14 protein-coding genes and 1 pseudogene are annotated in these 13,340 nt (G+C 68.7%); all 15 read right to left on the bottom strand.

Going from position 1 to position 13,340, the window contains the following annotated elements; translation table 11 throughout:
* Window positions 1-690: pseudogene (locus POF73_RS45000) on the bottom strand (hypothetical protein); the annotation flags it as partial.
* Window positions 691-1,001: 311 nt separating this feature from the next.
* The gene (locus POF73_RS45005) at window positions 1,002-1,643 is read right to left on the bottom strand and encodes an OmpA family protein (RefSeq protein ID WP_272125320.1); all 642 of its coding nucleotides are present in this window, start codon (window positions 1,641-1,643) and stop codon (window positions 1,002-1,004) included.
* Between the two features lie 11 nt (window positions 1,644-1,654).
* Window positions 1,655-2,230, bottom strand: a complete 576-nt coding sequence (locus POF73_RS45010; RefSeq protein WP_272125322.1) for a hypothetical protein — start codon at window positions 2,228-2,230, stop codon at window positions 1,655-1,657.
* 33 nt (window positions 2,231-2,263) lie between these two features.
* Window positions 2,264-2,878: a pilus assembly protein TadG-related protein gene (locus tag POF73_RS45015; RefSeq protein ID WP_272125323.1), complete on the bottom strand. Its 615-nt coding sequence runs from the start codon at window positions 2,876-2,878 to the stop codon at window positions 2,264-2,266.
* Complete coding sequence (locus POF73_RS45020) at window positions 2,878-3,075, bottom strand: Flp family type IVb pilin (RefSeq protein ID WP_272125325.1); 198 nt, start codon at window positions 3,073-3,075, stop codon at window positions 2,878-2,880. Before POF73_RS45020 ends, POF73_RS45015 begins: the two co-directional genes overlap by 1 nt.
* A 251-nt stretch (window positions 3,076-3,326) precedes the next feature.
* Window positions 3,327-4,457, bottom strand: coding sequence for a response regulator transcription factor (locus POF73_RS45025; protein ID WP_272125326.1), 1,131 nt, complete (start codon window positions 4,455-4,457; stop codon window positions 3,327-3,329).
* A 61-nt stretch (window positions 4,458-4,518) separates the two neighbouring features.
* Window positions 4,519-5,952 carry a sensor histidine kinase gene (locus tag POF73_RS45030; RefSeq protein ID WP_272125327.1) on the bottom strand — a complete coding sequence of 478 codons (1,434 nt, stop codon included), beginning with the start codon at window positions 5,950-5,952 and terminating at the stop codon, window positions 4,519-4,521.
* 7 nt (window positions 5,953-5,959) lie between these two features.
* Window positions 5,960-6,847, bottom strand: coding sequence for a DUF5936 domain-containing protein (locus POF73_RS45035; protein WP_272125329.1), 888 nt, complete (start codon window positions 6,845-6,847; stop codon window positions 5,960-5,962).
* Between the two features lie 44 nt (window positions 6,848-6,891).
* Window positions 6,892-7,833: a type II secretion system F family protein gene (locus POF73_RS45040; protein ID WP_272125330.1), complete on the bottom strand. Its 942-nt coding sequence runs from the start codon at window positions 7,831-7,833 to the stop codon at window positions 6,892-6,894.
* A 9-nt stretch (window positions 7,834-7,842) separates the two neighbouring features.
* Complete coding sequence (locus POF73_RS45045) at window positions 7,843-9,180, bottom strand: CpaF family protein (protein WP_272125331.1); 1,338 nt, start codon at window positions 9,178-9,180, stop codon at window positions 7,843-7,845.
* Between the two features lie 40 nt (window positions 9,181-9,220).
* Window positions 9,221-9,583 (bottom strand): TadE/TadG family type IV pilus assembly protein, encoded by a 363-nt coding sequence (locus POF73_RS45050; protein WP_272125332.1) that lies wholly within the window; start codon window positions 9,581-9,583, stop codon window positions 9,221-9,223.
* A gap of 25 nt (window positions 9,584-9,608) precedes the next feature.
* Entirely contained in the window at window positions 9,609-10,031 is a 423-nt protein-coding gene (locus POF73_RS45055) for a TadE/TadG family type IV pilus assembly protein (protein ID WP_272125333.1), read from the bottom strand.
* A 1-nt stretch (window position 10,032) separates the two neighbouring features.
* On the bottom strand, window positions 10,033-11,310 hold the full coding sequence (locus POF73_RS45060) for an AAA family ATPase (RefSeq protein ID WP_272125334.1): 1,278 nt from the start codon (window positions 11,308-11,310) through the stop codon (window positions 10,033-10,035).
* Window positions 11,311-11,323: 13 nt separating this feature from the next.
* Entirely contained in the window at window positions 11,324-12,028 is a 705-nt protein-coding gene (gene cpaB / locus POF73_RS45065) for a Flp pilus assembly protein CpaB (protein WP_272125335.1), read from the bottom strand.
* A gap of 115 nt (window positions 12,029-12,143) precedes the next feature.
* Entirely contained in the window at window positions 12,144-13,016 is an 873-nt protein-coding gene (locus POF73_RS45070; RefSeq protein WP_334313677.1) for a hypothetical protein, read from the bottom strand.
* Window positions 13,017-13,340 lie beyond the last annotated feature (324 nt).

Consider the following 13,340-nt stretch of genomic DNA (forward strand, 5'->3'; position numbering starts at 1 on the left):
GGGCGCGCCCGGGCCGGGGCGCGCCCGGGGCCCGCCCCCCCCCCCCGCCCCCCCGCCGGCATCCGAACCGCCGGTCTGCGCACCGCTGTTGTCCCCGCCGGCACCCGTGTCCGTGCCGTCGCCCTGCGGAGCGGGGCAGGCCATGCCGGTCACCGAGCAGACCGCCGACTGGATGCCGTCGGCGATGCGCCCGCCAAGGCCGCCCACCGACATCGCGACGACAATCGCGGCGACGACCACGACGAGCCCCGCGTACTCCACCGCGGTCTGGCCCTCGTCCCGCCGCCAGCGGATCATCCTCGCCAGGTTGAACGCCCGCTGTTCCTCCCTGTTCCCGGGAGCGAGCTCGAACCACTCGCGCGACCGGGCGCGGCGCAACAGCACAATGACCGCCACCGGCATCGCCGCCTGGGTGATGCCCCGCAGCTCCCCATGCATCAGCGTGCCGAACGACAGCCACACGATCCACGCCTGTACGGCGATCAGTGCACGGCTCGTCCACACGCCGCCCCGCCACAGGCGCCGGGCCAGGTAGACCCCGGCCACGCTGGGCAGCGAGTCGTACACCAGGATCCCGAAGATCTCACCGGAGTAGTACGACACCACCGACAGCACGGTGACCACGTACAGCACCGTCAGCGCGAACTGCACCCACAGCAGTACCTGCGCCCAGCCCAGTTCCCTTGGCAATGGCGAACGCCGGTCCCAGGACGGGATGTTCTGCGCACCCCAAATCCCACTCGGAGGTATCGGGCTACCGGCACCGGACATGCGCGACCTCAACTCGCAGGCGGGAATGCGGAACAGAACCAGCCCGAAGTTAATGAAGGACGCTCACCGATGCATGGGCTCCTGGACCCAAAACTGGGCCCACTCGAACAGCAGCGGACCCTCAAGGCCAAACACGCCCAACTGGTACAGCAGGAGGCCGGCCCCGCGGCACGAACGGCGCCGGGGGGGCCGACCTCCTGCGTGGTTCGGATCCGGCGGCCTGGCGGTGCTCAGCTCTCCGTGCGCGGGAAGGTGACCTCGACGCGGCGGTTCTTCTTGCGGCCCGCCTCCGTCGAGTTGTCGGCGATCGGGTACTGCTCGCCGTAGCCGCGTGTCTCGTACGTGATGCCCGAGTCGGACAGCTCCTCCTCCAAGACGTTCTGTACGGCCGTGGCGCGCTGGCGGGACAGGACGTCGCCGTGGGCCGACGAGCCCAGGTTGTCCGTGAAGCCGAAGACGCGGATCTTCGTCGCCTTCTGTGCCTTGATCTCCTCGGCGATACCGGCGATCCGCGACTTCGCCTTGCCGCTGAGCTTCGCGCTGTCCTTGCCGAACAGCACCTCGGCCTGCAGCGCGAACTTCACGTCCGAGTTCGTGTCCTCCCGGCGTTCCTCGCCGCCCTCGTCCTCGATGACGGTCTTGATGTCGAGGACCTTGGCGTCGGCGAGGGTCGCGCCGTCGACCAGTTTCAGGTCGGGGTCGTTCCCGTCGACCTCGACCGGTGCGCTGGCACTCGGTTCGGTGCCCGGCGGGTAGCTGGGCTCGTCGGCCGCGTGGGCGGAGGCGACGCCGATGACGTTCGTGGCGACCATGACCGACGCCGCGGCGATGACGATCGCCAGGCGTGGGGTCCGGGTTCGGGTGTGGGTCATGTTCGTCTGCCTCACCCGGAGATCTTGATGGTGGCGGCGGCGAAGGTCGGAACCTGGAACGTCACTTCGGTCGTGCTCTTGGGCGGTGCGGGGAACTGGATGAAAACGGGGATCGAGTCCCCCGCCTTAATCTTCGGCAAGTCCGTCGTGGTCAGCGGACGGCCCTCTGTATCGCGCAGAACGTAGTAGCGCTTCTTCCCCGAGGAGTCCACGAGCGTCGATCCACCAAACGATGTCCCATGCTTGATGATTTCGGTCTCGTCGCCGCGCGTGCTCACGGGTACCCGAGCCGACTGATCGCCGTCGTTCTTCAACTCGCCGCTCACGGTGAGGAAGCCGCCCGAGTCCCGCACAGCGGATGTAACAGTCAGGAGAAAGCCTTCCTCACCCTTGAGCTCGGCCAATGGTTCTTCCGAATCTCCCGTCTGCGCATCCGGATTCGAGCTACCGTTCTTGGACGCTGACGTCGACGTGTCACCGCTCTTATCATCGCCGCTGCTGCAGCCGGCCACACCGAGGGCCAGGCTGACCGCAATTGCCGCTGCGGCCATCCCCCTGCGGGCCGTCGTAGTGAACCGAATGCTCATGAGTTCCGCTTCCTTTGTTCGTCGTTCGCTATGTCAGTCGGCCAGATGGACATCGAAGAGGTCCTCGGGGCCGGGAAGATCCCGCAAGGGATCGTCCGGGTCGAGGTGTTCCCAGTTCTTGTCCCTGCAGTTGAGCTGCGGCAGGTCTTCGTTGTTGCCGTTGTCCTCATCGGGGAGCAGGAACGCACAGCGTGGCTTGATCACGGCCTTGGCCGTAGCCGTCGCGTACGTCTCCTCCGTACCGGGGACGATGCTGTCGCCGACGGGCTCGTTGGTCTTGACCTCGACCGTGTAGCTCAGCTCCGGATACCACTCGGTCGGGCAACCGCCCACGACGTGCGCATCGTTGTCGGCGGCGAGCTGATGAGCCCGCCAGCACGAAGGGTCGAGCCCCTGCACTTTGCCGTCGAAGATGTCCTGCCAGAGGTCCGGATTGAGCACGTTCTCCAGCCACTTGCCCGCGAGCTGGTCCCGCCGGTCCTGCGCAACCGCGAGAGCGGCGGCGTCCGCCGCCGTCTGCGCGCCGTTCCGTGTCGCCGCGGCCTGGCCGACCGCAAGGTACGCGAACGCGAGAAAGAGCAGGCCCGCCACCACCGTGATGTAGATGGGGAAGGCCTGCCCTGCGTCGCCGTACTTACGGGGCCTCATCAGCCGCCGGTGACCTCGTCGATCTTGTCCGTGATCGCCTCGAAGATCGACTCGCCGATGTCCGTACCCGTGATCGCCAGCACGATCGCCACGACCACCGCGATGATGCCCAGGTACTCGACCGCGGTCTGCCCCTTGTCGTTGCGGGCGGCGCGGGCCTGCAGGGACGCGACGGTGGTGTAGATCCAGTTGCTCATGGTGTACCCCTCCAGTATCGGCCGGCCGCCAACCGGCCGACGTACAAGTCTCTTGTGTGCTACTCGCGTTACCGGCTTCCTCCTTGCCGGTCTCGCTTTCGACACCAGAAACGTACGCCGAACCACCGGTACCGCCGGAGGGTCCCAGGGCCCAATCCAGGGCCCAAAGCAGGCTTTGGGCCCTGCCGCCCGCGCGCTGGGCCCCCGAACCCAGGCGGCTCAGGCGACCCGGGCGACCCGCACTCCCTCGCTCAGCCACGATCCGTGTCCCCCCTCCCCCTGTCCGGACCGAGCGCCGTGCCGAGCCACTTGGCCACGGCCTCGCTGCGGCTGGTGCTGTGCAGCTTGGCGAAGATCCGGTTGATGTGGTTCTTGACGGTCTTCTCGCTGATGAAGCAGGTGGCGGCGATCTGCTGGTTGTTCATGCCGGACGCGATGAGGTCCATGATCTCCACCTCCCTGGAACTCAGCCCGAAGCTCTCCCTATCCGTAGACCCAGACGACGACTGTGCCACAGCCGGTTGCAGTTGCGAAAGACTTTGTTGCGATCCGAAGGGGGGAGCAGGTGTTTGCTGCTGGTAATTGGCGGTCTGTCCGGCGAGTTGAGCAGCCTGCGCTGATGTTGCGGCGGGAGAATTGCCGTATGCATTCGCATCTGGCACCGCGGTTCCCAACCCGTCCGGCAACGGCACGGAACCTACCCCCGTCCCGGCCCCGGCGCCCTGCTCCCGCCGGACGTGCGCCAACAGCGCCCCCGCCGCCGTGGGCGTGAAGTGGGCCCTGCCCTCCTTGATGTCCCGTACGGCGGCGACGAGTTGGTCCGCGGTGAACTCGCCGTGGACCAGATATCCCCCGGCGCCCAGGCGCAGCGCCTCATGGACGATCTCGTTCTCGCGGCTGTAGGTGAGCATGATCACCGGCGCGATGTGCACCAGATACGGCAGGGCGGAGATGCCGTCGACGCCGGGCATGCGCACGTCGAGCAGGACGACGTCGGGACGGTGCTGCTGGGCCGCCTCGTAGGCCTGCCGGCCGTCCGCCGCTTCAGCCACGACGTCGATGTCGTCGCGGCCGGAGAGCAGGACGGTGAGGCCCGCCCGTACGACGGGATTGTCGTCCGCGACGACGACGCGCAGGGGCTGCCGGGCCGGGGGCTCCGGGAAGCTCCCGCCGCCCTCGACAGGACCAGGGCCGGGGCCGTACCCACCCGTCGCCCCCGGCGGCATCTGCGCCGGCACCCCCGGTAACGGCGATTGCTCGGCCGGGGGCGGCACCTGAGGCGGCAGATGTTCGGAGCGGGCGGCGGAGTGTGCCGAGGTGTACTGCGAGGCGGGGGGCGGCGGGTAGGCGTGCCCGGTGTTGTGGGGAGTCGCTTCCGGCATCTTCGGCCTCCTCTCGGGGAGTTGGGGGGAGCGGGAGATCAGGGTTCACGGTTCTGTGGGATCAGTGCCATCCCACGGGGACGGTGGGTGCCCTGGATGGCGGATGACCTGTGAGGGCGCCCAGTGGCAGGTCCACCTGCACCTCCGTCCCCTTCACCGCGAGCCCTCGCCCGATACGGATGCGCGCGCCGACGGAGGCCGCTCGTTCGACCATGCCGACGAGGCCGAAGTGTCCCGCGCGCCTGAGGCTGTCGAGGGTCGTGCCGGGCGGCAGCCCCTTGCCGTCGTCGTAGACGCTGATGCGCAGTTGGTCGCCCACGACGCCGGCGGAGACGTCCACGTAGGTGGCCTGGGCGTGGCGGTGGGCGTTCTCCATGGCCTCGGAGGCGATCGTCAGGAGCTGGCGGGCGACGGCCTGGGGGATCGGCGGGAGCGGGACGGTGCCGAGCGGTCGATAGGTCGCGCGGAGGTGCGTGCGGGTGCCGACATCCTGTGTGCGGGCGGCCAGTTCGCCGGTGAGGTCGGCTCCGGCGCCCAGGCCGGACTCGCGGCGCAGGTCGGCGAGGAGTTCGCGGGACTCGGAGGCGGCGCGGCGGGCGGAGCGGGCGACCAGTTCGGCCTGGTGCTTGACGGTGAGCGGGTCCATTCGGTCGGCGGAGGTGGCGAGGCCGTCGGCGGCCAGGGCCAGCCCGTGCAGGGTCTTGGCGACCGAGTCGTGCATCTCGCGGGCGAGGCGGGAACGCTCCTCCTCCACCGCCTCGTTGACGGCGAGGCGGGCCTGGACGGCGGTCAGGGCCTCGGTGGCGGCGCCGAAGCGCAGCAGCAGGCCTCGCAGTGTCACGCCGACGGCGCCGATGAGCACACAGAAGCCGGGCATCAGGGCCGATTCGACTACGGCGTCGTCCGTGCCGGTGCCGCGGGAGACGACGATGAGGATGGCGCCCTGCAGACAGGCGAAGAAGGCCGCGCCGCGCCAGCCGTAGACCAGTCCGGCCAGCAGCGGTGTGCAGACGCTGACGTAGGCGAGGGTGCTGTCCGGGCCGGCCGCGATGAGGAGCAGGGAGCCGAAGAGGGTGTCCAGAGCCAGCAGGGCCGGATGTCTGAGGAGGAACGGTCCGAAGCGTTCCCAGTCGCGGAAGAGGGCGTACGAGACCATGAACGTGATCACCACGGACAGGGCGACCAGCTGGGTGGCGAGGCCCGGTGCCGCGTTGAGCAGGGCTGCCGGGGAGGCCAGGGCGATCATCGCCAGGCGGAAGCCGAAGACCTGACGGCACATCGCCTGCAGAGCGCTGACCTGGATCTTGAGGGCCGCCGTGGACTCCGTGCCGTCCCCGGTGCCGGACCTGGTCACGCTCTGTGCGCCCGCCCGGGGGGACATCCGCTCGGTCAGGTGCGGGGGCAGGTAGACGCCCGCCGGGGGTGTCGTGATCTCCGTGGCCGCGCCGCTGTTCGTCGCGGTTCTCAGGCGCAGTTGAGGCATCCGTAGGGCCATTGCCGCCTCACCTGCCGGAGATCGAGCCGAAGTCGGTGCCGGAGCCCAGCAGGAGGCCCGCGCCCAGCAGGATCATGGTGGCCGGGACCATGAAGGTGGTGATCATCATGGTGGCCTTGGGGACCGCGCGGGCCGCCTTGCGGCGGGCGTTCTGCGCGTCCGTACGGCGCATGTCGTTGGCGATGGCCACCAGGGTGTCGACGATGGGCGCGCCGAGTTCCTCGCCCTGCTGCAGGGCCGTGACGAACATGGCGACCTGCTCGGAGTCGTTGCGCTTGCGCAGTTCGGTGAAGGCCTGGCGGCGGCTCATGCCCATGTCCATCTGGCGCAGGGTGATGCGGATCTCGTCGGACCAGGGCCCCTCGTAGTGGCTGGCGACCCGGTCCAGTGCCTGGCGGAAACCGAGGCCGGCGCTGACGACGACGGCGAGGACGTCGAGGAAGTCCGGCAGGGTCCGCTCGATCTCGTCCTTGCGGATGCGGACCGCGGACCAGATGCCGACCTCCGTCCAGAAGGCGCCGAAGGCGAACAGCAGGAGGGCGACCAGGAGGTTGCCCTTCATGAGCATGACCAGTCCGCCCACGCCGCCGAGCGCGCCGTACACCGCCCGGCGGGCCGCGTAGCGGTCGATGGTGAGACCGCCGGGGTTGCCGGCCAGGTCGATCCTGCGGCGGACCTTGTTGACGCGCTTGGGTCCCATCCACCTCAGGACGGCGGGGGCATAGCGCATGCCCAGCCGGTCTACGAGCGAGTCCACGGCACCGGTGCGGGTGGAGCCGACTTCCAGGGCGAGGGCGAGGTCGCTCGGCAGTCTGGCGTCGGCCCGGTACATGCGGATGCCGTGGAACGCGCCGTAGACACCGGCGCCCACCACGAGGGCGAGAAGGATTTCCATGCTGCCTCTCTCCTGACTCCTGCTCCCGCGATCCCAGCCGCGGCCTACACGTCGATCCGGGACATGCGCCTGATGAGGACAAAGCCGATCGCGTAGAGCGCGAAGGCGACGATCACGCAGATCTGGCCGACGCCGGAGCCGGTCATACGGTCCAGTGCCCCGTCCTTGACGCTGTCCATGAGGAGCAGCGACCCGATACCCATGACGGGGACCGCGTACGAGGTCATGCTGACCTGCGACAGCTGGGTGCGGACCTCTCGGCGGGTCTCTTTGCGTTCCTCCAGCGTCTCGGTGAGGTTGCGCAGGGCGCCCACGACGGTGCCGCCCGCGCGGTTGGAGAGAATCAACGTGGTGACCAGCACCGAGAGTTCGCGCGACGGCAGCCGTTCGGCGAGTTCGCCCAGGGCGTCGTCGATGGAGTGGCCGACCGCGAGCTGGTTGGCGACCTTGGCGAGCTCCTCACCGGCCGGGGCCTCAAGCTCGTCGGCCGCCATGCTGAGGGCGGTGCGCAGGGCGAGGCCCGCCTGAGTGGCGTTGGCGAGGATCCGGGACAGCTCGGGCAGCTGGTTGATGAACTTCTCGATGCGCTTCTGCCGCTGCCAGTTGAGGAACTGCATGGCGACGTAGATCCCGAGCAGGCCGAACAGCGGGCCGAAGAACGCGGCGAGCACGGCCTGGCCGATGATCCACAGACCGACGATGGTGGCGACCATGTAGACGAAGAACTCGCCGGGTGTCACGTCGAGGCCGGTGGCCGCCAGCTTCAGTTCGAGCTTCCTGCCGAACTTCGTACGACGGATACGGCGGTCCAGGTTCCGGAAGCGGCGCCGGCGGCCGATGGGGATCTGGCCGGTGGTCGACAGCCGGTCGACGAGTGCCTCGCGCTGGGCCCTGCCGGACGCGTACGCGTGGATGCCCATGACGATCAGGACGCAGGCCAGCAAGGTGGCGCCCGTCGTCAGCAGTATCAGGTCGTCCATGTCCATACGGGGTACCTATCGGGCCTCTCGGGTGGCGAGCTGGTCGGCGGACGCGGCGATGCCGAAGGCCTGCGGGGCGGGCTGGCCGGCCATGTACAGGCGCTCCGCGACGCGGCGTGGCAGCGGAAAGTACTCGAACTCGCCGTAGATCCGGCCGTCCGCCGCCATCGGCTGGGCCCTGAAGCGGGCCACGGTGACGATGCGGTAGGGGTCGCCGCCATGGCTGTCGAGCATGGCGATCTCGGTGATCTTGCGGGCGCCGTCGGCGTGCCGGGTGAGCTGGACGATGACGTCGACGGCGCTGTTGATCTGGTCGTGCAGCGCCACGAAGGGAATCTCCACGTCGGACATGGAGGCCAGCGTCTGCAGCCGCATCAGCGCGTCCTCGGCGCTGTTGGCGTGCACGGTGGCGAGCGACCCGTCGTGACCGGTGGACATCGCCTGGAGCATGTCGAGTGCCTCACCTCCGCGGACCTCACCGACGACGATGCGGTCGGGCCGCATACGCAGCGAGTTGCGCACCAGTTCACGGATGGTGATCTGGCCTCGGCCCTCGACGTTCGGGGGGCGGGACTCCAGACGGATCACATGGGACTGCTGGAGCTGGAGCTCGGCGGAGTCCTCGATGGTGATGATGCGCTCGCCCTCGGGGATCAGCCCGGACAGCGCGTTGAGGAGCGTCGTCTTGCCGGTTCCGGTGGCGCCCGAGACGATGATGTTGAACCTGGCCTGGACGAGCGCGGAGAGCAGATACAACATCTGTTCGTCGAGCGAGCCGAAGCCGATCATCTCGCTCAGCGAGAAGGACCGCGGGAAGCGGCGGATGGTCAGGGTTGCGCCGGTGAGGGACAGCGGCGGGATGATGACGTTGACCCGCTCACCGGACGGGAGCCGGGCGTCGACCATCGGATTCGACTCGTCCACACGGCGGTTGACGGTGGAGACGATCCGTTCGATCGTCTGCATCAGCTGGTCGTGCGAGGCGAAGCGCAGCGGCAACTGCTCGACCCTGCCCGCCCGTTCCACGAAGATCGCGTCGGGGCCGTTGACCATGATCTCGGTGATGGAGGCGTCCTCCAGGAGCGGTTCGAGGATGCCGAGGCCGAGGGCTTCGTCGACGACCCGACGGATGAGCTGGGAGCGCTCGACGGTCGACAGGACCGGACCCTCGCGGCTGATGATGTGGCCGAGTACCCGCTCCAGACGGGCCCGGCGCTCGGCGGCGGCGAGCGAGGACATCTCCGCGAGGTCGATCTCCTCAAGGAGCTTGGCGCGGTAGGTGGCGACCAGATGGCCGTCCTCCGACCTCGCGCCCTTCTCCTCGGGGGTGTTGATGCGTGCCCTCAGGCTCATGGATGCGTGCTCCTCGGTTCTCGCTCAGGCCGTCACGGGGTCAGTCACTCGGCATCGTGGCGGTCTTGCGCGCCGGGTCGAACTCCCAGCCGGGGACGATCGACGGGATCTTGACGACCGCGGTGATCTCGACCTCCTTGAAGCCGTACGCAGGCTCGAACTCGGTGCCCTCGGCAACCCAGTCGCTGACGGCGGCCCTGCCGTCCTGCTGCCACCCCGGATTGCCGAGGGAGGCGCTGCGCGCAGCGGTGCGGGCTGCGGTACCGGCCTGCTGGGCGGTGTAGGCGATGATCCCCAGTTGGACGGCGGCCATCGCGACGATGATCAGGATCGGGATGAACCCCAGGTACTCCAGGGCGACCTGTCCGCGGTCGGCCCGGCGCCCGCGTGCGGTGACTCTCATGGTCCGCTCTCCCCCAGCCATGGCTTCAATCACCCAGCTCTTCCTCGATCGCGCCGGCCTTGCCCTCAACCGTGAACGGGAAGGCGATGGAGCCGGGGAACAGCACCGGGACGTCAAGACTGACGCGTGCCGTGACATAGCCGTTCACCGTGTCGCAGTCGAACTGGGCGCCGCCCACCCAGGCGTCCGGCAGTTTGTCGCTGCCCGCTTGGTCGCAGACCGCGTCCCGCTCGTATTCGCTGACCGCGGTGGCCTTCCGGACGGCCTCGTCGGCTGCGTTTCCCGCCAGGACCCAGGTGTAGCCGGTCAGGACGAACTGCCAGAGCAGCACCAGCGTCAGGAGGATCAGCGGCGTCATGCCGAGGAACTCGATCGTCACCTGCCCGCGGTCCCGTCCCCCTTCGGGTACGGGTGTCCGTATCCGGCCGCGTGTGCGCTGGGCGACCATGTCAGCCGCTCCCCTCTCCGTCGCCTCCGTCGCGTCGGCGACGGGTACCGAACGCCCCGCGGTCGCTGCGGAACTTCGCGCCCTTCCCGGCCTTCGCACCGCCGTCAGGGGCTCCGGCGAGACCCAGTTCGCCGGCCAGCCCCCACAGGGCCTGCTTCACCATGCTCTTGTTGTCCAGGTCCTGGACCCGGCCCGCGTCGACCACCGCCTGCAGTTCCTTGAAACCCGCGGGTACGGCGATTCCGGCGACCCTGGTGCCGGTGATCTTCTGGACCAGGGACGGCTGGATCTCCGTATTACGGCTGTGGCGGTTGACGAGCGTGACCGTCTCCTCGGCCTTGCGGATCTGCAGCCGGTCCCACATGCGCACCATCCGCTTGGCGGCGCGTACGGCCACCACGTCCGGTGTGGCGACCAGCAGCGCGGTGTCGGCCATCTCGACGGCGGCGGCGTTCGCGCTCGTCATCTGGGCTCCGCAGTCGACGACCACGACCTCGTAGCGCGAGCGCAGCGCGCTGACGATCTGGCGTACGGACCGGTCCGTGACCTCTTCCCCGCGTTCACCCTCCCGGGGTGCGAGCAGCAGCGACACACCGGTGTCGTGGGTGAACACGGCATCGGCGAGCACCCGCGGCGATATGTCGGTGATACCGGCCAGGTCGACGATGGAACGGCGGAACTGCACGTCCAGGTACGAGGCGATGTCCCCGGTCTGCAGGTCCAGGTCGACGAGTGCCGCCTTCCGGCCGGACGCCTGGGCCGCGAGGGCGAGTTGGATCGCGGCGAAGGTCGTACCGACGCCGCCTTTGGCCCCGCTGACGGTGACGAGCGTGCCGCCGGGGCCGGTGAACACGTCCCCGCCGTTGCCGAGGTGGCGGCGCACGCCGACCGACCAGGCGGCGGCGGCCTGCACCCGGCTCGCCAGCTCCTCGTAGCTCAGCGGCAGCGCCACCACACCGCGCGCCCCCGAGTCCATGGCGGCCGAGAACAGGCCGGGGCTCGCGTCCGCGGTGATGAGGACCACTCCGGCGGCGGGGAAGCGCAGCGCGACTTCGCGGATCAGTTCCAGTGCGGGCACCGGACCGATGCGCTCGTGCACGAGCACGACCTCGGGCAGCTCGTCTATCGACTCGCCGGCCAGCCGACCGAGTGTGTCGATCAACTGGGTGGAGTCCGCGACCGGCAGAGCCGGTTCGGCGTCGGGGAGCTGGCTGAGGAGCGTCGTGACGGACCGGGCTGCGTCGGCGTCACCGACCGCCGGGAGGATCCTCGTGGGCATGTGAACCTGAACCTCACTTGTCCTTGGCGAGTTCGTAGGTCCGTTCGCCGGGACTGATAGTGGTGTCGCTGCCGGGTGCCACCAGGGCGAGCCGGACGTGCTGCGCGAAGGACTCCGCGTAGGCGACCCGCTGGGCATCCATCGTGCTGAGCGCGAAGGTGATCGGCACGGCCTGGGTGGCCGCGCGCGGGTTGTCCTCGCTCGGTTCGAGCGCGGTCAGCCGCCCCACGTCGATGACTTTGGCATTGGGCACGATGATCCGTGACTCGGCGGCGTCACCCTGCTGGTCGCCGGCGAACGTGGCGAACACGTTGACCGTGGCACCTGGAGTGATCTTGCCCGCGACACCGGTCTCGGCATCGATCATGATGGCGATCTCCTGCTCGCCGGGTTGCAGCGCGGGGCGCTTGACGATCATGTCGCTCTGCAGCAGGGAGCCCTGGCGCAGCTGCGTCACCGCGATCTTCCCGGTGATCTCGGACAGGTCGGTCACGGCGTTCTCCGACAGCCAGCGCTTGGGCATCGAGATCTTCTCGAACTGGCTGCTACGCAGGTCCGTATAGGGCGCGATGTCGCTCTTGAGTTGATACGCGGTGACCTCGGGGCCGACTTTGGACTTCGCGTCACTGATGACCGAGAGCACTCCGGCGAAGGCGCCGAAGGCGCAGAGGACCGACAGGAGCAGGAGTATCACTCCGCGGCGCTGGCGGGAATTCATTAGCCGTGCAACCTCATTGGGGGACGGTGACAGAGCGGATGTTGTCGTGGTGTCGGGGGCGCGCACTCCTGATGTGCCGCCCCTTGGGTATCGCCCCTTGCGAGCAGATGATCACTCAGGGTGCGAGTGTCTCTTGGTTCAGGACACCCCCGGCGTGACTTTGGTTCTCGTGGACGGGCGGCGTTGCGGAACAGAACACACAGCGGTCACCGATGCGTTCGAGGCCGCACCAGTGGCAGGGGTCACGCCGTACGGAGGTCACCAGCTGGTAGAGGACCGAGACGTCGGGCAGGTAGGTGGCGAACTCGATCAGCTTCGAAGTGCCCCACCAGCGGGCGGACTCGGCGGGCAGCGCGGCTTCACGCAGGCCCTGGACCTGCCAGGACCGGGCGAGCGTTCCTTTGACCCAGTCGGACTGCAACTGCCCCGGCGCGACCAGCAGCCAGGTACCGAACTCCGGGCCGGCGAGGGCCGCGCCGGGGCCCATCTTCACCAACTGCGGCGCGGGATTGGCGACCACGGCGAACTGGCTGCCCGGCACCCAGGACTTGGCGTGCGACTTCAGGCTGACGGGAACCCGGTCGAGCTTGGCGACGGAGTTGAGCAGCGCACCCGCGTAGATGTAGTGGGTGAGCAGACGACCCGCGGAAGCCAGGACCCCTGCGGAGAGGTCACAGACGGACAACTGACGCAACTGCCGGGCCAGAACGGCCAGTCCGAGGGGCGGAAGGTCCGATGAGAGCAGCGCGATGCGGTCGCTCTCCAGGATCGACCGTACGGTGTGCAGACGCCGCACGACGGCGGGCGCGGTGGCCGACGAGTGGACCACGATCACATAGCCGTGCCGGTCGAGCAGCACCTGCATGTCCGCCAGCGCCGCCTCCAGCGGCTGGCTGTCGGGAGGCTGGATCGGCATGGCGGGCGGTGTCTGTTGGTCCTCCGGAGGCAGCACCAGATCAGGACTGGTGACAGCGATAGCAGTCGGCACTACGCGTTCCCCGTTCACTCCGGCTGCCCCCCGACCCGGTGACCCTGGTCAGTCGACAGCGCTCGAAGCCACCTCAGCACTTTATCCACGCCCCAACAACGGGAGAAACACCCTTTCTCGGCTTGCAAGGCGCATCACGGTGGCCGGAATTGCACCCCCGAGCCGCGAACGAGGCATCAACTCAAGCCGGTTTTTCGGGCTTTCATCCACCAATTGGTGACACACAGAATTCCCCTGCTTGAAATCCTCCGATACCGGTCATTTACGGCGGCCGCGCTCCGGTGTCGGCCCTCCCCCGTCAGGACCCCGTTTAGGGCCCGGCTT

Source organism: Streptomyces sp. HD (assembly GCF_028369295.1).
Taxonomy (GTDB): Bacteria; Actinomycetota; Actinomycetes; order Streptomycetales; family Streptomycetaceae; genus Streptomyces.